Origin of the sequence: Rothia sp. LK2588 (assembly GCF_040946465.1) — a bacterium.
Taxonomy (GTDB): Bacteria; Actinomycetota; Actinomycetes; order Actinomycetales; family Micrococcaceae; genus Rothia.
Genome location: NZ_JAYWLS010000001.1, coordinates 651714 through 672043, shown reverse-complemented (window position 1 = coordinate 672043; position 20330 = coordinate 651714). Strand labels below are relative to the sequence as shown.

The following is a 20330-nucleotide window of genomic DNA, read 5'->3' as shown; positions in this document are numbered from 1 at the left end:
ATAAAACCAACTAAGTAGGCCACCGGCAACCACCATGTGTATTAGGTTTTAGCTCTCAAAATGCGGTTCTTAGGAGTGTGGGTTCGAGTCCCACCTTGGGCACAATATCACCCCCCCGACGAGGAGAGTCATCCCTTGTCGGGGGTATTTTTTTGCATTTTATCTCCCAAATGTGTGCGCTGAGTTACGTATTCAACCGACCAGACTCTAAACTACAAACTACGACAGCACACCCCGGCTGCCGAGCCCCAGGAGCGGATGTCGCTCTTCCACACGCGTACCGACGTGTTACAAGCTCAAAGGAGAGTTTCATGCACCCCGAACTAGAAAAGATCGTCAACGATGCCACTTTCATCAAGCGTTTCTCGCTCAAAGACCAGGCTCGACGCATCGATGAAAAGCTAGAGGCCGACGAAAAAGTCGAACGCGTGATGGTCACCGTCGAAGGCATCGTAGTAGCCACCGATAAGAACCTCATCGTGAACCACGGCCAAGAAAAAACCACCGTGACCCCGTACGAATCCATCAACAGCTACAGCGAGCAAAACGGCACCCACGCGTTTGTGGGCGCTGCCGGAAAGGTCGAGGTTCTCGACGGGCTGGGCCCGTCCAGCACCGTTGACCCCGCTCAGGCCGCCGAGTTCGTCCGTCACGTACGGTCGCATCTGTCCATCTAACTCCTTCGCTAACGCCGCAAAGTGTGAGCGAGTCGAAGTCCACGGTGCAAAAGCACCGTGGGCGTGAAAGAATAAGAGACAACGATAATCCCTATTTCTAGTGTTGAGGTGCGAAAGTGTCAGAGCAGACCAGACAGGATTCCAACGTTGAGAATGCAGCTGAGGCTCGCACTGTCATAGTCGCCGAGGATGAGGCACTCATTCGCATGGACATCGTGGAAATCCTCCGCGATGAGGGATTTACCGTGGTCGCCGAAGCCGACAACGGCAAGACCGCCTTGGAGCTGGCAGAACAGCACCGACCCGACCTGGTTCTGATGGACGTCAAAATGCCGATCATGGACGGCATTACCGCCGCTGAGGAGATCGGCAAGCAACAGCTCGCCCCGGTCGTGCTGCTCACCGCTTTCAGCCAAAAAGAGCTCGTGGACCGCGCCACCGAAGCCGGTGCCATGGCCTATGTCGTCAAACCTTTCACCCCGCACGAATTGATCCCCGCCATTGAGGTGGCGATCAGCCGTTACCAGCAGATCAAGGCGCTCCAAAACGAGGTATCCGACCTCAAAGAACAGTTCGAGACCCGCAAGATGGTGGAGCGAGCGAAGTCCCTGCTGATCTCGAAGATGGGACTTTCGGAGCCGGAGGCATTCCGCTGGATCCAAAAGACCTCGATGGATCGCCGTTTGTCGATGCGCGAGGTCGCAGAGACCGTGGTCAGCCAAGTCTCCTAAGCATGTAAAAAGGCCCGGGGTGCTCTTCGTACTGAGCACCCCGGGCCTTTCTCTGTGCCTAGTTTTTCTCGCGCGGTCCGCTCGTGCCCCAGAGGGCGAGCGCGCAGCTGATCATGACCGCCAGCCACCAGAACCCGCCCTGGTTGAGAGCGGTCATGACGAGCGCGATGGTCAGCAAGAGAAAAACGATGCCAAGCTTAGACCGCATTATGCCTGCACCGACCCGTGCTGTTGATTCTCAAGTTCCGCAGTGGGTTGCTCATTGTTGGACGACTTGAAGCGGCGGGAGATCTTGTCGACGATCATGGCGATAGTGGCATCACCGGTGACGTTTGTAGCCGTTCCGAAGGAGTCCTGCGCCATGTAGAGGGCGATCATCAGGGCGACCATGGATTGATCGAAGCCCAGCATCGATTGCAGCAGGCCGATGGCTGCCATGACTCCGCCACCGGGGACGCCGGGTGCTGCGACCATCATGACCGCCAGCAGGAGGACCAACGGGATGAGCTCAATGAAGGAGATATGACCGCTGGTCATGAACACGACAGCCACCGAGCAGGAGGTGATGGTGATCATCGAACCAGAGAGGTGGATGGTTGCGCACAGAGGCACCACGAAGTTGGCAATGCGTTCGGAGACCGACGTCTTGCGGACTGCTCCCATGGTCACGGGGATCGTAGCCGCCGAGGACTGGGTACCCAGCGCGGTGAAGTACGCCGGAAGCATGGTTTTGAGCGCTTTGAACGGATTGCGACCGGTGAGGGAACCTGCCACCGTGTACTGGATGATCAGCATGATCCAATGCAAGAGGAGCACCATGATGAAGACTTTGCCGAAGACCGAGATAATGGTGGCCACCTCTCCGGCGAGGGTCATGTTCGCGAAGATGCCGACGATGTGAATGGGCAACAACGGGATGATGACGTAGCTCAGCAACTTCTCGATGATGGTCTGAAAGTCTTCGAAGAAGTGCAACATGTTTTTCGTTTTGAGCGTGGTGATGCCCAAGCCGATGATGAAGGCCAAGACGAGGGCCGCGGTCACGTCCATCAACGGGGTGAGCTCGAACTTCACGTACCCGGCAGAGAGCGCCTCTTCGGGGTTAGCCACCGAGCTGAGTTGCTGCCCCTTGAGCAGCACCGGGTAGAGGAAGTACGCCGTGGTCAGGGCCAGGAAACCCGCGGTGATGCTGGAAATGTAAGACAGCCCCACGGTGATACCTAAGAGACGGCCTGCGCCCTGTGCCAGCGAACCGATGCCGGGAATGATGAACCCCAAGATGATGAGCGGGATGGCGAAGCTGAGCACCGCGCTGAAGATCGTCGAGAATGAGACGAAGAGCTGCACGATGAGGTCGGTCGGGACCGACCATCCCAGGGCTTCATTGAGACCCGAGATGATCCCGGGTGTCAGTGATCCGATGAGGATGCCGGCGATGATGGCCAGCACGATCCATGCCAGCAGGGGTACCTTCTTCATAGATGTCCTTTGTGGTGGAGAAAGCGGCGATGTCTAGACAGGATATCCATTGCAGCGACCGCACACGAACAGAAGACCGCAGGATAGTGCTGTTGGGCCGGCCGGCTGTGGTGGAAAACATAAATTGTAGGGCTTAGACCGGGACGTAGGCGTTGGTGACGCGCCCGATGCTGATGAGCTTGCCGCGGGCGTCCATGACCTCGACCTGATGGACTGCCTGGGTGCGGCCGGCTCTGACCTCGGTGGCCACCGCACGCACCGGCGAGTGGATCCCAGGACGCACGTGGGAGACGTTGAGCTCCGTACCGACGGCGCGGTGCCCCTGGGGCGCACCGACATTGGCGGCGAAGGAGGCCACGGTCTCGATGAGGGCGGCGGTTGCACCGCCGTGGAGTAGCCCCGCGGGCTGGGTATTGGGAGTGACGGGCATGTGGGCGACGGTTCGTTGGGCCGAGAGTTCATCGAAGATGATGCCGAGGCGGGGGACCAGGGTGCCCACCCCATGATCTTCAAACAGGGGCCACAGGTGGGTCGGGATGCCCGCGGCGGTGAGTTCCTCTGCCCAGCGGTGGGGTTCGTCTGCTGTCATCGGGTGGTCCTTTCGGTCATGGTGAGGGTATTGCCCGCCGCCGGGGACGGGGAGGCTTGGCAAAATCCTAACCTGTCTAGTTACCGCGTTACCGTTAGACTGGTGAGCGTGAGTACTACAGAGACACCTAATTCACCCTCGAAACTGCTGCTGATCGATGGCCATTCTCTGGCATTTCGCTCTTTCTACGGAACACCCGTCGATGTTTTCGTGACCCAGGCGGGGCAGCACACCAACGCCGTTCACGGTTTTCTCTCCACGTTGCTCAGCCTGATCAAGTCTGAGCAGCCCACCCACATTGTGGCCGCCTTTGACCTAGACGGTGGCACGTTCCGTACCGCCGAATACGGAGAGTACAAGGCCGGCCGTTCGGAGACCCCCGAGGAATTTTTCGGTCAGCTCGAGTTGATTCACAAGGTGCTCGACGCGCTCAATATTCCCATCGTCACCCTAGAGAATTACGAGGCTGACGACATCGTGGCGACGCTGGCCAAGACAGGGCAGCGCCACGGAATGACGGTGCAGATCGTCTCGGGCGACCGCGACGCTTTTCAGCTAGTCAATGAGAACGTGACGGTGCTCTACCCGGTGACTACCGGGCCGTCCAAGGGTATCCGTCCGATGGATCCGGCCGCGATCGAAGAGAAGTACAAGGTACCCCCGCATCTTTACCCCGATCTCGCCGCACTCACCGGTGAGCAGGCAGATAACCTTCCCGGTGTGCCGGGAGTGGGGCCCGGTTTCGCCGCCAAGTGGATCAATACCTATGGCGATCTCGAGGGAGTCATTGCTCACCAGGAAGAGATCAAGGGCAAAAAGGGCGAGGCGTTGCGGGAGCATATCGACGACGTTCGCCGCAACCGTCGGTTGAACCGACTGGTCGATGATTTGGACCTCCCGCTGGCTCTTGAAGACCTCACCGGTTTCGGCCCCACCGATCCCGAACTCCTGGACGCGCTCTTTGACGAGCTCGAATTCCGCACCATCCGGAAGCGCACCGCCGAGGTGTTCTCCGATCTCGCACAGGCCGCCGCGGCACAGGTGGAGATCTCCATCGATGAGGTCCGCTCGATTGCCTCGGCCGAGGATTTTAACTCGTTCGTGGCCGACGCCCGCGCCTCAATAACCGCCGCCGAACGTCCTGTGGCGGTACCCGAGCGGTTGAGCGCCGCTCTGACCGTCGTGCCCGTCGTCGACGCAGACGCACCCGAAGCCGGCAACGCGCACGAGAAGAACTTGCTGGGACTGGTGCTCGTTGGGGGCGGTCTCGCGGGATGGTTGGATTTCGCTGGCCTTGACGCCGCTGCCGAACAGGCGCTTTCGTCGTGGCTGGCTGACGACCAGCAACCGAAGATCGTCTACGACGTCAAGCAACAATTCAAGTCGCTGGCGGCCCGCGGGTTTTCCTTGGCCGGGGTCGTCGAAGACCCGATGCTCAGCTCGTACGTGTGCGGTCATGTGCCCACGGCACGCCGCCGTGCCTTCGAGCAGATGATGCAGGACCTGACGGAGAAGTATCTGCGCACCGATTTCCCGGCTCCGGAACCGGACGCCGGTGGGCAGGGCGAACTGTTCGCCCTCGAGCAGCCTGCGGATCTGCAGTACCAGGCGCTGGTGGCACGCTACATCCAGGAAGTCGCCTATGCGTTGCATACCGACTTGACCGAGCAAAGCCAGCTGGATCTGTATACCGATATTGAGCTTCCCTTGGCCACCGTTCTGGCGAAGATGGAACGCACCGGCATCGCGCTGGACGCCGAGGTGCTTCGCGAGCTGAAGGACCACTACGATGCCTTCATCAAGCAGGCCACCGACGAGGCGTACCGCCTGATCGATCACGAGGTGAACCTGGGTTCACCCAAGCAGCTGCAGACCGTTTTGTTCGACGAACTGCAACTACCCACCACGCGTAAACTGAAATCCGGTTTCTCGACCGACGCCGAATCGATGGCAGATCTGCTGACGAAGGTCAGCCCCGATTCGAAGGGCGCCCAATTTTTGCTGGCCCTGCAGATGTATCGCGATTACACCAAGCTGAAGCAGACCGTAGAGGGTTTGCAAAAGACCACCGCCGACGATGCTCGCGTACATACCACCTTCCAACAGAACGTGGCCGCTACCGGGCGTCTCTCCTCGACGGATCCCAATCTCCAAAATATCCCGATACGTACCGAAGAAGGCCGCAAAATCCGCCAGGCCTTTGTAGTCGCTCCCGAGCCGGTCGACGGCGTGGAATACACCCACCTCTTGACCGCCGACTACTCGCAGATCGAGATGCGCATCATGGTGCACTTGGCCGAGGACGAAAAACTTATCGAGGCGTATCAATCGGGTGAGGACCTCCACCGCTACGTGGGTTCCGAGGTCTTTGGTGTCGCTCCCGAAGACGTCACCGCCGAGATGCGCGCCAAGGTCAAGGCGATGTCTTACGGTTTGGCCTACGGGTTGTCTCGTTTTGGGTTGTCCAAACAGTTGGGCATTCCCGTGGAGGAAGCCGCGGAGCTCACGGTGAACTACTTCAAACGCTTCGGCGACGTGGGTCGTTTCTTGCGCGGCACGATGAAACAGGCGCACCGCGACGGCTATACCCAGACGATGTACGGCCGTCGGCGCGTCTTGCCAGATTTGAACAGCTCCAACCGTCAGCGGCGCGAAGCGGCTGAACGCGCCGCGCTGAATGCCCCCATCCAGGGAAGCGCGGCAGACATCATGAAGATCGCGATGATCAATGTGCAGTCTCGCCTGGAGCGAGAGGGGCTGCGCACCCGCATGCTGTTGCAGATCCACGACGAATTGATCCTCGAAGTCGCGGCTGGAGAGGACGATACCGCCGCGAAGTTGCTGGCCGAAGAGATGAGCAACGCGGTGCACTTGAAGGTTCCCATGGACGTGCAAGTGGGCACGGGTACCTCGTGGCACGAGGCGGGTCACTAAGCGGAGCACTACCTCGATGAGTAAGAGATTGAATATTCAACCCTCGGTGGGTTCACCCACCGAGTTCGATTCGGACGTCGCCCCGCGCGAGGTGACCATCACGCACCTGGAGATGCTACAGCCCCCGCAGGCCCCGTCGAGCCCGCCGCACTCCACCTGGCGGTTCGAGCGGGCAGAGCACGCCGGTCCCGAGCTAGCCCGGTGGCTGTATACCGTGGTGGGAGGCCCATACCGCTGGTATGAGCGGTTGAGCTGGGAACGTGAGACGTGGGAAGCGGAACTGGCCGAGCAGGGGAGCGAGATCTGGTTGGTGAGCATCGACGGTACGCCCGCCGGGTACTGTCAGCTCCACTGCGAGGTCAAGGGTCAGCCCAGGGCGCTACGCACCGAGACCGAGATCCTCTACTTTGGTCTGATGCAGTGGGCCCACGGGCAAGGCGCAGGCCGTGCCTTCCTGGAGTTCATGGTGCGCCAGGCCTGGACGGTGCACGAGAGGCACGAGCTGCCGCCGGTTTCGCGGGTGTGGGTGCATACCTGCGACCTGGACGGTGCCTACGCGTTGCCTAACTACCTGGCCCGGGGCTTCCAGATCTGTGAGCGGGAGACTCATCAGGAGGTCGTGCTCAAACAACCGCTGGGTTCCTGGGAGGCAATGTTCAGTTATTGACGCCGGCGATAGGTTGCGCTCGACACACCCGGGTGATCGAGGGTTCCATTAATCTGTGATTTGCCCAATTTATCCGCGGAATTAAGCGCGGCGTCCATTGACCGCGCCCGGTATCGCTCCTAGACTTAGTCAGGTGCGTGTATTATGCGCGCATGAAACTGTCCGAATAAACCTCGGTGCAGAGCGAACCACGGCACGTGAGAACGCATCGCGGCCCAGCATGTCAATGTCTGGCGGGTGCGGGGGAGCGGGCACTGTACCGACTAACCAAATCTATCCATATTGGAGCCCTTTACTACATGAGCACCAACACTCCTCAGGTTGCAATCAACGACATCGGAACTGAAGAAGAGTTCCTGGCAGCGGTTGACGCAACCATCAAGTACTTCAACGATGGTGATCTCGTCTCAGGTGAAGTTGTCAAGGTTGACCGCGACGAGGTTCTCCTCGATATCGGTTACAAGACCGAAGGCGTCATCCCCTCTCGCGAACTCTCCATCAAGCACGACGTTGATCCCGGCGAAGTTGTCTCCGTTGGTGACGAAGTTGAGGCCCTGGTCCTGACCAAGGAAGACAAAGAAGGTCGCCTGATCCTGTCCAAGAAGCGCGCACAGTACGAGCGCGCCTGGGGCGACATCGAGCAGGTCAAGGAGAACGACGGCGTCGTTACCGGTACCGTCATCGAGGTCGTCAAGGGTGGCCTCATCCTCGACATCGGCCTGCGCGGCTTCCTGCCCGCATCGCTGGTCGAAATGCGCCGCGTTCGCGACCTGGCACCCTACATTGGTCAGGAAATCGAAGCTAAGATCATCGAGCTTGACAAGAACCGCAACAACGTGGTGCTGTCTCGCCGTGCATGGCTCGAGCAGACCCAGTCCGAGGTTCGCTCCTCCTTCCTCAACCAGCTCGAAAAGGGTCAGGTACGCAACGGCGTTGTGTCCTCGATCGTCAACTTCGGTGCATTCGTTGATCTGGGCGGCGTAGACGGCCTGGTGCACGTCTCCGAGCTGTCCTGGAAGCACATCGACCACCCGTCTGAGGTCGTCGAGGTTGGCCAGGAAGTCACCGTTGAGGTTCTGGAAGTTGACCTGGACCGCGAGCGCGTTTCGCTCTCGCTGAAGGCTACCCAGGAAGATCCGTGGCAGGCATTCGCCCGAACCCACGCCCTGGGTCAGGTCGTTCCCGGTAAGGTCACCAAGCTCGTTCCCTTCGGCGCATTCGTTCGCGTTGAAGACGGCATCGAGGGCCTGGTTCACATCTCCGAGCTGGCAGTGCGCCACGTTGACCTGGCCGAGCAGGTTGTCTCTGTGGGCGACGAGCTGTTTGTCAAGGTCATCGACATCGACCTGGACCGCCGCCGCATCTCGCTCTCGCTCAAGCAGGCTAACGAGGGTGTAGACCCCGAGGGCACCGAGTTCGACCCGGCTCTGTACGGCATGGCCGCAGAGTACGACGAAGAGGGCAACTACAAGTACCCCGAGGGCTTCGACCCCGAGACCAACGAATGGCTCGAGGGCTTCGAGACCCAGCGTGCGGCTTGGGAGCAGCAGTACGCAGATGCTCAGGCTCGCTGGGAAGCTCACAAGGTTCAGGTTGCCAAGGCAATCGAGGCAGACGCAGAGGCAGCCGCATCGTCGGCAACTTCCGCTCCTGCCGCCGAGGCCGCACCGACCTCGTACTCCTCCGATAACAAGGCTTCCGAGTCCGGAACCCTCGCATCGGATGAGGCATTGGCTGAGCTGCGCAAGAAGCTGACCGGCAACTAAGCTGTAGCTTGAGTCGCTAGCGGTGGCTAGTCGTTAAAAATCCCGCTCCACAGATTTTGTGGGGCGGGATTTTTCGTGAGATGAGGTGTTAGCCGACCCAGCGGGTCTCGCCCCATTCGACGGTTGCCATTCCAGCGGTGAGGGCTGCCAGCTTATCTTCAACTTCGGCCTGGGAGGCGGGGGAGTCGAAGGTGCCGATGACGATATTCGCCTGGGCCGCGCCATATTCTGTGGTGTCTACGTGAATGCCGTGGGCACGGAGTTCGTTCTCGAGCTTGCCGGCTTCGGCGAAGTCGGTGGCGATGCGGCCCATGCGGAGCCTGTGCCGCGGCACCAGGGTGGCCTGATCGAGAACTTGCACCACGGCGTCCGTATAGGCGCGGACTAATCCTCCTGCCCCCAGTTTGATGCCCCCGAAGTAGCGTACGACTACTACGCAAATGTCGGAGAGGTCAGTGCCTGGGGAGTTTTCGTCTTCGGTAGTGCGGCGTGAAAGGATTGCCTGGAGCATGGGGATTCCAGCGGTGCCGGCGGGTTCACCGTCGTCGGAGGAGCGCTGGACGTCGCGGTCGGCGCCCACCACGAAGGCGCTGCAGACGTGGCGTGCGTCGTGGTATTTCTTGCGTAAAGACTCAATGTAAGCTCGAGCTTCATCCTCACTCTCGACGCGCACGGCATGACCAATGAACTCGCTTCTTTTAATCTCAAGTAGAGATTCAATGGGTTCGAAGGTCTCGAGAACGGTATAATGATTAGCTCTGGTGTCTTCTGTCGTCACGTGTAGCATTCTATCGACAACCCGCTGAGGTATCTGGGCGGGGGACCGCTACCAGCGCCGTTTCAAGTGTCATCGGAATATCTATCGGCACCACCATCGGGAGTGAGTATGCAACGTATTGGACTGACCGGCGGTATCGGATCCGGCAAATCCACCGTGGCCGAGATGCTCGCTGCCCAGGGTGCGGTGATTATCGACGCCGACCGCATTTCACGTCAGCTCATGGAACCAGGTGAGGAAGTACTGGCTCGAGTCGTCGAAACGTTCGGTCCCGACATCCTCGATGAGCAAGGCCGCCTAGACCGATCCCGTTTGGCCCAGCTCATCTTCGCGGACTCCGTAGCGCGAGACGCCCTCAATGCGATTGTGCACCCCGCGGTGAGGCAACGCTCTTTCGAGATCGCAGACGCCGCACAACAGGCCGAGGATTTCAGCGGCGTCATTGTCGAAGATATTCCACTGCTGGTCGAAACCGGTCAGGTATCGCGCTTTGATGCGGTGATCGTGGTGTACGCAGATCTTGAAACCCGGCTGGATCGTCTCGTTGCTCAGCGAGGCATGAGTGAGCAGGACGCGCGTGCCCGCATTGCCTCTCAGGCAACCGATGAGCAACGAGCCGCGGTGGCTACCTGGATTGTAGACAACTCGGGTACCCGAGAACAGACCGAAGAGAACGTAAAAAAGATCTGGGCGGAAATTCAGGCGCACAGCTTCATAAACTAGAAATGCTTCAAACGTAAAACTATCATCGTGAGTTAGTCACCAATGGCTCACTTACGACGAGGTGGTTCTATCAAGCGTCGTAAGTCATCAAGTAACCACCAGGTTTGTTGTGCTCACTAAGATTCACGATGGCCTCAGGCTACGAACCAGCCCGAGCATCTTCTTCTCTTCTGCAATATTCATCCTAGTTTTCACGCTTCTCTTTGTGGCCTTCCCTCAGGGGATGCAGGGAGTATTCGGCGCAGCCGCGGACTTCCTGATTACCTACATGGGGTGGTTCTACGTTCTCGGCAATGCGCTCTTCTTTATCTTTTTGATGTACATGGCATTCGGTCGCTTTGGGCGCATCAAGCTCGGCGATGATGATTCCACGCCCGAACACTCGGGGTTCGCCTGGTTCGGTATGCTCTTTGCAGCCGGCGTGGGTGCGGTCTTGCTTTTCTGGGGCGCTGCCGAGCCGATCTCTCACTTCGCCAAGCCTCCCTATGACGGCGTCGAACCGCTTTCCGATCAGGCTGCCCACGATGCGCTGTCCATCGCGAATTTCCACATCGGTTTGTTCATGTGGGTCATTCTCGTGGTACCGGGCCTGTGTTTTGGTTACTTCACGTACAAGCGCAAGTTGCCCCCGCGCGTCTCGTCGATGTTTCAGCCCTGGCTGGGAGAGGGTATCCACGGGCCGGTCGGTAAGTTCATCGATATTTTGTCCATTATCTCCACCATCTTTGGTCTGGGTATTTCCGTGGGCATGGGTGCCCTGCAGATCAACTCTGGTGTCAACATCGTCTACGGTGTGCCGGTTGCCGGCTGGGTGCAGGCCATGATCGTTGCACTGATTACCGCCGCGGGCGTCACCAGCGTCATCGCCGGAATGGAAAAGGGCGTCAAGCGCATCTCCTACGCCAACATCTTGATGGCGATCGCGGTGCTTTTATTCGTGCTGATGACCGGCGCAACCCGCACCGTGCTCATGGGTACCATCGAATCGGCCGGTTACTTCCTACAGAAGCTACCGGTGATGATGTTCTTCAACGATTCCCTGGCAGATACCGGGTGGATCGGTTCATGGACCGTGTTCTATTGGGCATGGACCGTCACCTGGGCGCCCTTCACCGGCTTGTTCATCGCCAAAATCTCGGTGGGGCGAACCATCCGTGAGTTCGTGATCGGCGTGCTGGCGGTGCCCTCGCTGTTCGTCATGGTGTGGGTAGGTATCTTCGGTATGAGCGCCTTCCACATCGAGCGCGAAGAAAACGGGCAACTGGTGCAGAAGGTGGTGCACGAGAATAACATTCCCGCCGCGCTGTTCGAGTTCCTGGGTCACTTCCCGCTGTTCTGGCTGGTTGCCCCGGTGACACTGGTGGTCATCACCCTGTTCTTCGTGACCTCCATCGACTCCGCGGCGCTGGTGTTGGATTCCATCGCCAACGGCCACGAGGATCCGGCGCCGAAGAAGCAGGCGGTTTTCTGGGCGGTCTGTATCGGCCTGATATCCGCGGTCATCTTGGTCATGACCGGTGATAACGGTCTGAAGATTCTGCAGTCGGTGATTATCGTGGTCGGCTTCCCGGTCTTCTTGCTGGGGTATCTGCAGATGTGGATGCTCATTCGTGCCCTGCGTGAAGACGCCGGTGAACTGCCTCCGATGCGCACTCGACGCTGGAAGCAGGTCATTCCCGTCGAGGAGTACCGCCGTCGTGCCCAGGAAGATCACGCCTCTGTGCAGGACGTCGTAATGCGTCCGGAGTACGAGGTGGGTACAGAACCCGAGTTCGAATCCCTGGTGCCCAACACAGGTCAGATCCCCGTGGTGAGCCCCAGCGCGAAAGGGGAGAAGCCCTCGGGTGTCTCTTCGCAACGAGCAGATAGCTCGCAGACCGAATAACGCCCGCCCGGTTCTCCGCCACTGACGCCGCCCCGGGGCGTCCTGATCATCAGGACGCCCCGGGGCGAGCGAGCGCTGGGCGGGTTCTTGCCCTGATGGTGAAATGCGTTCTGCTCAGCGGGTTCAATCGCTAAGCTGGAGCTATGAGCCTTGCCCAGAAGATCCAACGTGTCGTCGCCCCCTTCGAGGTCGTCTCGGAGTATCAACCCGCCGGTGACCAGCCGAAAGCGATCAAGGAACTCACCGAACGCGTCAATAACGGTGAAAAAGATATCGTGCTGTTGGGCGCCACCGGTACGGGTAAGTCGGCCACGGCTGCCTGGCTGATCGAGTCGGTGCAGCGTCCCACCCTGGTCATGGTGCAAAACAAGACCCTGGCGGCTCAGTTGGCTAACGAGTTGCGCGAGTTGTTGCCGAACAACGCTGTAGAGTATTTCGTTTCCTACTACGACTACTACCAGCCCGAGGCCTACGTTCCGCAGACCGATACCTTCATCGAGAAGGATTCATCCATCAACGAAGAGGTCGAGCGTCTGCGCCACTCGGCTACCAATGCGCTGCTGACCCGCCGCGACGTCGTGGTGGTCTCGACCGTTTCGTGTATCTATGGTCTGGGAACGCCCGAGGAATACATCGAGCAGATGGTGACGCTGCGGCAGGGCGAAGAATTAGATCGCGACGCGATGCTGCGGCAGTTCGTGAACATGCAATACGTGCGCAACGACACCGATTTTCACCGCGGAACGTTCCGGGTGCGCGGTGACACCGTCGAGATCATCCCGATGTACGAGGAGAACGCGATCCGCATCGAGTTCTTCGGCGATGAAATTGAAGCCATCTATACCCTGCACCCGCTCACCGGAGACATCATTCGGGAAGAGACCGAGATGTACGTCTTCCCGGCCTCACACTATGTGGCCGGTGCCGAACGTATGGCCCGCGCCATCCGCTCGATTGAAGACGAGCTGGCCGACCGGCTACAGGTGCTGGAATCGCAGAACAAACTCCTTGAGGCTCAGCGGTTGCGCATGCGCACCCAGTACGACCTGGAAATGATGGAGCAGATGGGTTTCTGTAACGGCATCGAGAACTACTCACGCCACATCGACGGACGCCCGGCGGGCTCGGCCCCGCACTGCCTGTTGGATTACTTCCCCGATGATTTCTTGCTGATCGTCGACGAGTCCCACGTGACCATCCCGCAGATCGGCGGCATGTACGAAGGCGATATGTCGCGTAAGCGCACGCTGGTGGACTTCGGCTTCCGCCTGCCCTCGGCGATGGACAACCGCCCGCTGAAGTGGGACGAATTCCTCGAACGCATCGGCCAGACCGTGTATCTATCGGCCACGCCGGGCAAATACGAGCTCTCTCAGGCCGACGGTTACGTGGAGCAGATCATTCGCCCCACCGGCTTGGTGGATCCCGAAGTCATCGTCAAACCCACCAAGGGTCAAATCGACGACCTGCTGGACGAGATCCGCGTGCGGGTGGAGAAGGACGAACGCGTGCTGGTGACCACGCTGACCAAGCGTATGGCCGAAGACCTCACCGAATACCTGGCCCAGCATGGGGTTAAGGTGCAATATCTGCACTCGGACGTCGACACCCTCAAACGCATCGAATTGCTCCGCGAGTTGCGCCTGGGCACTTTCGACGTGCTGGTGGGCATCAACCTGTTGCGTGAGGGCCTGGACTTGCCCGAGGTCTCCCTGGTGGCGATTCTGGACGCCGATAAAGAGGGCTTCTTGCGCTCGACCACATCCCTCATCCAGACCATTGGCCGCGCCGCCCGCAACGTATCCGGGCAGGTGCACATGTACGCCGACAAGATGACGCACTCGATGGAGGTGGCCATCGAAGAGACGAATCGCCGCCGCGAGATCCAGCAGGCATACAACAGGGAACACGGCATCGACCCGAAACCACTGCGCAAGAAGATCGCCGATATCACCGACCAGATCGCCCGCGAAGAAGAGGACACCAAGGAGATCCTGCAACTGCGCAAGAACGCCAGCGGTAAAACCGCACCGGTTGCGCAGAAGAAGGGTAAGAAGGTTGCGACCACCACCCCGGAGGCCGAAGAAGTGCTCGCCCGCGCGCAACAACGTGTACGCGAAGACGGCCTGGCCGCGGCGCCGGCGGAAGACCTGCTCGGTCTGATCGAAGACATGTCTGCGCAGATGTCCAAGGCGGCCGAAGAGCTGCAGTTCGAGCTGGCGGCGCGCCTGCGCGATGAGGTCGCCGAACTGAAGAAAGAATTGCGCCAGATGCAACAGGCAGGCCACGCCTAAAAGACAGGGGGGGGGGAGTCTCATGCGCCCATGTGCACTGATCACGGGTGTGGGGAGAAAGAACAGCATCGGATATGCAACCGCCCTGCAGCTGGCCGCCGAGGGGTGGGATCTGACCGTCAACTACCTACATAGCTACGACGACCGGCTGGGATTGCCCCGCGGCATAGACGACCTCGAGGAACTCAAGCGCTCCTGCCAGTAGCACGGCGCCACGGTCACCCTGGTCGAGGCCGATCTGCAAGATCCCGCAACGCCGGAGCATCTCATCAGCTCGGCCTGGGACGCCGGAGACCTCCGGGCCCTGGTGCTGGCCCACTGCGAATCGGTGGATTCCAGCGTCCTGACCACCACGGTGGAGTCATGGGACCGCCACTATGCGGTGAACGTGCGAGCCAACTGGTTGCTCATACAGCACTTTGCCCGCATCGCCGACGAGAACCCAGACAACATCAAGTCGGTGGTCGCCCTCACCAGCGACCACACGGCTCATAACCTGCCCTATGGTTCGTCGAAGGGCGCGTTAGACCGGCTGGTCATCGCCGCCGGAGTTGAGCTAGGCGAGCGCGGATTCCGCTGCAATCTCATCAACCCCGGGCCCATCGACACCGGGTGGATGCCGGCTGGGTTGCCGGAGCAACTGCGGGAGGAAACACCTGCCGGTCGTTTGGGGACTCCCCAGGACACAGCGAATCTCATCAGCTTCCTCCTGTCACCTCGTGGGCAGTGGATCAACGCTCAGTTGCTGAAAAGCGACGGTGGATTCGGCGCCTGAGCACCTACACTATTGCTTGATGTATAAAGTATTTTGATCTGCGTGGAGCACGAGCGTACGCTGAAGAAGTAAAGCACGACCAGACCAAGGAGGATCACTCATGAAGATCGCAATTATCGGCGCCAACGGCATGGTCGGATCCCGCGTAGTGGGGGAGGCAGCGTCCCGCCAGCACACCATCGACGGATACTCCCGCAGCGGCGCAACCACCGACCCCGCCACCGGCAACAAACTAGATTTCACCAACACCCAGGCAGTCGCGGAAGTCATCAACAGCCACGACTACACCGTGATCGCCACCGCCAACCGCGACGACTACGACGCCACGGTGCAGGCACACCAGAACCTCATCATGGCAGCCCCCGAGGGGCGGTTCTTGATCGTCGGCGGCGCCGGCGCGCTGGAACTGGACGGAAAGCGCCTCTACGAAACCGAACACGTGCCCGACATGTACCGCACCGAGGCCATCAAAATGGGCGAAGTCTACGACGCCTACATGACCCTGGGCGGGGACGTCCAATGGTCGATGATCGCACCCGCACCGGTCATCGCCCCCGGCGCCCGCACCGGCGAATACGCCTCCGACCTGGACGCACCCGCCGGCGAGTTCGTCTCCGCGGAAGACTTCGCGATCGCCATCGTCGACGAACTCGAGAACCCGCAACACCTCGGCCGCCGCTTCACCGTGGCCTCCAAAGACGCTGAGACCGCGCGCGGCACCAACTAACGCCCAGGTCACCGACAAAATCTCTTCCGCCGACTGGCTCACAATCCCCTCCCGATGTGGAGGGGATTGCTGTAAGATGGCACTTCGAGCAAGGGAGTATCCCACAAATCGTTTTTTCGTCAGCACGAGCGCCAACGAAGTCGGTCCGGAAAAACGTGCCTCTGACAAGGGGCGGGAGAGACTTGTGGACATTGTCGTATCAATCCCACAAGAAAGGCTCTCATGCATATTTCTGGGCTGCAGTGGGGCGTCACCATCGCGGTGATTCTCGCCCTGCTCGCATATGATTTCTTCTTCCACGTGCGCAAACCGCACGAACCCACCATCAAAGAGGCCGCCATCTGGTCGGCCGTCTACATCGCCATTGCGCTCGCGTTCGGCGTGCTTATCTTCTTCTGGGACGGTCCGCAGTTCGGTGCCGAGTACTTCGGTGGCTACATCACCGAGAAGGCATTGAGCGTTGACAACCTCTTCGTCTTCTTGATTATTATGGCCTCTTTCAAGGTCCCCCGTGAGGATCAGCAGAAGGTTCTGCTCTTCGGCATCGTCTTCGCGTTGATCGCCCGCACCGCCTTCATCCTCTTGGGCGCGGCCCTGATCAACCAGTTCGCCTGGATCTTCTACCTCTTCGGCATCATCCTCTTGCTCACCGCAGGCAACCTGCTCAAGGATGAAATCACCGATTCCGACGAAGAAGACGAGGCCAATAACTTCGTCATTCGCCTGGCGAAAAAGTTCCTGCACACCACCGATTACTACGATGGCGACAAGCTGTTCACCATGGAGAACGGCAAAAAGGTCATGACCCCGATGCTATTGGTCATGGTGGCTATCGGTGGTACCGACATCCTCTTCGCGCTCGACTCGATCCCCGCGATCTTCGGCCTGACGCAAGAGGCCTACATCGTCTTCACCGCGACCGCGTTCTCCCTGATGGGTCTTCGCCAGCTTTACTTCCTCATTGACGGTCTGCTGGATCGCCTGATCTACCTCTCGTGGGGTCTGGCAGCGATCCTGGCGTTCATCGGTGTGAAGCTGATCCTGCACGCCCTGCACGAGAACACCCTGCCGTTCATCAACAACGGTGAACACGTGCACGTCGTCGAGGTCACCATCGGCTTCTCGCTGGCGGTCATCATCGGCGTTCTCACTATCACGGTCCTTGCGTCTCTGCTGTCGCCCAAGGGCAAGGCCATGGCAACCATCCACAAGGTACGCACGCTGTCGGAGAAGTACCTGGATCTGCCCGAGGACGCCTCTACCTCCGAGCGCCAGGAGCTGAAGTCCAAGCTGGACGCGGCGGTGGAGAAGTCGAAGAAGATCAAGCCGAAGTTCCGCGACGAACTGATCGACTCGGAGACCGAGTACCAGGACCTCGTCCGCCGGGCCCACGGTGAGCACGAGGCCTACATGGCGCAGTCCTAACGGATCCGGCACGCCATCACGGTTAACTGCCGCACCTATCACAACAGGACGCCGCCGCGAGAGTATTACTCTCGCGGCGGCGTCCTCGTTTATCTCCCTAGAGAAACGCGGGTTATGCGTTCTCCGATTCTTTCTCCTCATCGGAGGAGATGAGCACCTTCTGCGACGAGGACAGCGAATCGGTGGAGTCGGCGGATTCGGTGTTGGCGGCCGTCGACCCGATGAGGGTTACTTCGCTGTTGTTCTCGTGGACCCAGAAGCCGATCTTCTGGCCGGGGTCTTTGCGTACCCGATTCAGCGCCTGGCATCCCAGAAGCTGGGTGCCCTGAGCGTGTTCGTTGATGTGGAAGCCGTGGGCCTCACCCTTGCCGGCGGCCCCGGAGACGTTATCGGCGTACCCGTTGGAATCGGCGATGCAGTTGGTGAACGAATTATTGGGGAAGTCCACCACGAAACCGTGCCCGCCGTTATCCTGCGCGTCGCACTGGGTAAAGCTGTTGCGGGTGCCGCGCACATAGATGCCGGCCCCGGCCTTATCGGAGGCGTCGAATGATAGCGGACGCTTGGAATACCAGGTTTTGACCTGTGAGAAGGTGCAGTTAGAGGTGTAAATCTCGAGGGTGGCCGCATCGAGCTGGGCGCGGTTAGCCGAGGAGAGGTCGATCATCGAGAACGAGTTATCGGCGGCCGTGGCCTGCTTGATATCACCGACGGTCAACGCGCTCCGCAAGAACCGGCGCCCGCGCACTTCGGTCACGGTGCACCCCTGATCGTCGATGCCCTTGAGCTTAATCCCCATATCCAAATCCCACAGGGTGATCCCCGAGATGCGGTGGGCGGCGTCGGGCTCATCGATCTTCTGACCCAGGTACGTGTTGTAGAGGATGCCCACCGTATTGGGAATCGGTTCGGAGTGGCGGAAAAGATCCACGCCCGGTTTGATGGTGAGGTTGAACAGCCCGGTACGCGCCACGGGTTTCTCGCTGCGGGAGGTGTCGGTGCCAATGCGGAACACCCCGCCCAAGGACTCCCAGGTTCCCACCGGCCGGAAAATGGTCGCCGAACCCATCCCCATGATCGTCACCTGATGCCCCATGCGGATCCCCTCGGAGTCCACCGGGTAGACACCTGCGGGGAAAATGAGGGTGCCGCCACCGGCGGCAGCGACGTCCTCGATCAGCTTGTTCACCCGAGCGTTGACCGGTTGGTCACCATCGGGTTGAACGCCGTGCTCGGTGACGATGAGCATGCGTTCGGTCGGCACCCCAGACGCCGGGGTCGAGCTGGCCAGCACGACCCCCAGCGTCGAGGCAGCCAAAAATTGTGCGCGTGATACCACGGTTTCCCCTTCGCGGTGTTGTTGAAGACTCGCCCGCCCGGACGCTACCGAGCGTTACTGCGCGGGCCGGCACCTGCTGAGTCTCGGAGCCCTTTTACCTCATATCAGCCAGCAGGTTTTTCAGATGATCGAGAATCAGGGTACCATCTTGGCCCAGCCCGTCGTGATGGTGCGTCGCAGAGGTCCACACGGCGGTGTTCTTGACCCACCGGGCGGTGGCCATCGAATTCTCATAATCCACGTACACATCGGGGACGTACGCGGCTGCGGCCACCGGCACCTGGTTCTCGGCCAACTGCCGGTGATCGTACAGCCGCCCCCAATCGTCCTTCTCCGCCAGCGCCTCGGCGAGATCCCGCAACGGCACCAACGCCGGATCCTGCTCGAAGTACCAGGGGAAGACGTGCTCACCGGTGAAGTACAGGCACGAGGCCTCTGGCGAGAATTCCGGACGCTGCGCCCCCACGCGGGCGGCCGACCAGCCGGTAGGCGCTGGCGAGGGAGACAGCTCAAAACCGGTGACCCCCGGCATCGACCCATCGGCGGGACCATCAGCATAGATACTCTCGTGCAACACCGCATACAACGGGCGGGCCAGATGCGTTACATCGGCAGAGACCGCCGCCAGGAACTGCTCCGACAACCTCCCCGGGCCTTCGGCGAAAGCCGACTGCAACACATAGTGCAAACCGTGCGCGCGCGTGTTACCACCTAGATAGTGCCCGAGCATCTGGAACCGTTGCACGCTCAGGCGCTCGCCGGTGGGCATGCGCACCTCTTCGTTGCCGATGAAGTCTGCGATGGTGCGGGCTAGTTCGCGGTCTTCGGGGTACCACGAGTAGTACTGCTCGTTGCGTTCGGCCATCCGCGAGTAGGTCGCCTGGTACACCTGGTCGATGTGGGCGCGGATGGGGGCCAGGCCTGCGGTGATGCGGCAGTCCTTCAGGCCGTAGGGCGCGAAGGAGAGATAGGAAAGCGTGAGGAATCCGCCGTAAGACTGGCCCATGGTGGACCAGCGTTGATCCTTGCGGTCGGCGAGCAGGAAGGAGCGGACGACTTCGGCGTCGGCGATGATGGAGTCGGCGCGGAATAACTCGAGGTAGCGGATCTGGGCCTCGATATCTCCTCGGGTAGCGATGGTTGCGGAGCTGAGCGGGGTGGAGTTGCCCGTTCCTCGCTGATCCAACAACACCAGGCGGTGGGTTTTGGCCAGGTGGGCAACCCAGCCGGAGTCGAGGGTGGGCCGCGGTGAGGGCGCACCGGGGCCGCCTTGCAAGTAGACCATAAACGGTCGGTCGTCCACCGGGCGGGTCAGCTGGTCGGAGGTGTCAACGATCTCGCGGGCGAACACGGTGATCGTTTCGTGTGCGGCGGGGTGCCCCTCGGCGGCGTCCTTGCCGGCACCGAAGTACAACCCGTGGGTGGCCGGTACGGTGAACCAGTGCTCTGTCAGGCGCAACGAACCGATCGTGTGTCGCTGACCTTCCCGGTGGTCTGCGGAGGGCAGGTTGAGTTCGTTGAGGTGGGGTGCAGTCACGGTT

General features: G+C 60.1%; 18 protein-coding genes. 12 read left to right on the top strand and 6 right to left on the bottom strand.

The features are described 5' to 3' along the window. Nucleotides 1-311 precede the first annotated feature (311 nt). The gene (locus tag VVR12_RS03140) at nt 312-677 is read left to right on the top strand and encodes a hypothetical protein (RefSeq protein WP_368549658.1); all 366 of its coding nucleotides are present in this window, start codon (nt 312-314) and stop codon (nt 675-677) included. 116 nt (nt 678-793) lie between these two features. Next, entirely contained in the window at nt 794-1408 is a 615-nt protein-coding gene (locus VVR12_RS03135) for an ANTAR domain-containing response regulator (RefSeq protein ID WP_368549656.1), read from the top strand. Between the two features lie 58 nt (nt 1409-1466). Here VVR12_RS03135 and VVR12_RS03130 read toward each other — a convergent pair whose 3' ends face one another. The 3 genes from VVR12_RS03130 to VVR12_RS03120 all read right to left on the bottom strand — a co-directional run bounded on the left by VVR12_RS03130 (nt 1467) and on the right by VVR12_RS03120 (nt 3476). Further along, nucleotides 1467-1616, bottom strand: coding sequence for a hypothetical protein (locus tag VVR12_RS03130; RefSeq protein ID WP_368549655.1), 150 nt, complete (start codon nt 1614-1616; stop codon nt 1467-1469). Continuing rightward, nucleotides 1616-2887: a dicarboxylate/amino acid:cation symporter gene (locus tag VVR12_RS03125; protein ID WP_368549654.1), complete on the bottom strand. Its 1272-nt coding sequence runs from the start codon at nt 2885-2887 to the stop codon at nt 1616-1618. Before VVR12_RS03125 ends, VVR12_RS03130 begins: the two co-directional genes overlap by 1 nt. Nucleotides 2888-3020: 133 nt before the next feature. Then, the gene (locus VVR12_RS03120; protein ID WP_368549653.1) at nt 3021-3476 is read right to left on the bottom strand and encodes a PaaI family thioesterase; all 456 of its coding nucleotides are present in this window, start codon (nt 3474-3476) and stop codon (nt 3021-3023) included. A gap of 108 nt (nt 3477-3584) precedes the next feature. Here VVR12_RS03120 and polA point away from each other — a divergent pair, with 108 nt between their 5' ends. The 3 genes from polA to rpsA all read left to right on the top strand — a co-directional run bounded on the left by polA (nt 3585) and on the right by rpsA (nt 8843). Further along, on the top strand, nt 3585-6410 hold the full coding sequence (polA, locus tag VVR12_RS03115) for a DNA polymerase I (RefSeq protein ID WP_368549652.1): 2826 nt from the start codon (nt 3585-3587) through the stop codon (nt 6408-6410). A gap of 16 nt (nt 6411-6426) precedes the next feature. After that, a complete protein-coding gene (locus VVR12_RS03110) occupies nt 6427-7077 on the top strand; it encodes a GNAT family acetyltransferase (protein ID WP_368549651.1) in 651 nt (216 codons plus the stop codon). Between the two features lie 299 nt (nt 7078-7376). Beyond that, entirely contained in the window at nt 7377-8843 is a 1467-nt protein-coding gene (gene rpsA, locus VVR12_RS03105) for a 30S ribosomal protein S1 (RefSeq protein WP_368549650.1), read from the top strand. Between the two features lie 88 nt (nt 8844-8931). Here the strand turns inward: rpsA and VVR12_RS03100 are convergent, their stop codons facing one another. Beyond that, on the bottom strand, nt 8932-9621 hold the full coding sequence (locus VVR12_RS03100; protein WP_368549648.1) for a YigZ family protein: 690 nt from the start codon (nt 9619-9621) through the stop codon (nt 8932-8934). A 108-nt stretch (nt 9622-9729) separates the two neighbouring features. On the opposite strand from VVR12_RS03100, the gene coaE reads away from it, so the two are divergent. The 7 genes from coaE (at nt 9730) to VVR12_RS03065 (ending at nt 17450) form a co-directional block, all read left to right on the top strand. Beyond that, nucleotides 9730-10344 (top strand): dephospho-CoA kinase, encoded by a 615-nt coding sequence (gene coaE, locus VVR12_RS03095; RefSeq protein ID WP_368549647.1) that lies wholly within the window; start codon nt 9730-9732, stop codon nt 10342-10344. Nucleotides 10345-10405: 61 nt separating this feature from the next. Continuing rightward, nucleotides 10406-12229 (top strand): BCCT family transporter, encoded by a 1824-nt coding sequence (locus VVR12_RS03090; RefSeq protein WP_368549646.1) that lies wholly within the window; start codon nt 10406-10408, stop codon nt 12227-12229. A 143-nt stretch (nt 12230-12372) separates the two neighbouring features. Beyond that, on the top strand, nt 12373-14523 hold the full coding sequence (uvrB, locus tag VVR12_RS03085; RefSeq protein ID WP_368549645.1) for an excinuclease ABC subunit UvrB: 2151 nt from the start codon (nt 12373-12375) through the stop codon (nt 14521-14523). Between the two features lie 22 nt (nt 14524-14545). After that, nucleotides 14546-14728, top strand: a complete 183-nt coding sequence (locus VVR12_RS03080) for a hypothetical protein (RefSeq protein WP_368549644.1) — start codon at nt 14546-14548, stop codon at nt 14726-14728. A gap of 18 nt (nt 14729-14746) precedes the next feature. Beyond that, nucleotides 14747-15298, top strand: coding sequence for an SDR family oxidoreductase (locus VVR12_RS03075; RefSeq protein ID WP_368549942.1), 552 nt, complete (start codon nt 14747-14749; stop codon nt 15296-15298). A 100-nt stretch (nt 15299-15398) separates the two neighbouring features. Next, the gene (locus VVR12_RS03070) at nt 15399-16025 is read left to right on the top strand and encodes an NAD(P)-dependent oxidoreductase (protein WP_368549642.1); all 627 of its coding nucleotides are present in this window, start codon (nt 15399-15401) and stop codon (nt 16023-16025) included. 222 nt (nt 16026-16247) lie between these two features. Further along, a complete protein-coding gene (locus VVR12_RS03065; RefSeq protein ID WP_368549641.1) occupies nt 16248-17450 on the top strand; it encodes a TerC family protein in 1203 nt (400 codons plus the stop codon). Nucleotides 17451-17562: 112 nt separating this feature from the next. On the opposite strand, the gene VVR12_RS03060 is transcribed toward VVR12_RS03065, so the two are convergent. Further along, entirely contained in the window at nt 17563-18789 is a 1227-nt protein-coding gene (locus VVR12_RS03060) for a right-handed parallel beta-helix repeat-containing protein (RefSeq protein ID WP_368549640.1), read from the bottom strand. Nucleotides 18790-18883: 94 nt separating this feature from the next. Beyond that, nucleotides 18884-20326, bottom strand: coding sequence for an alpha/beta fold hydrolase (locus tag VVR12_RS03055; RefSeq protein WP_368549639.1), 1443 nt, complete (start codon nt 20324-20326; stop codon nt 18884-18886). Nucleotides 20327-20330 lie beyond the last annotated feature (4 nt).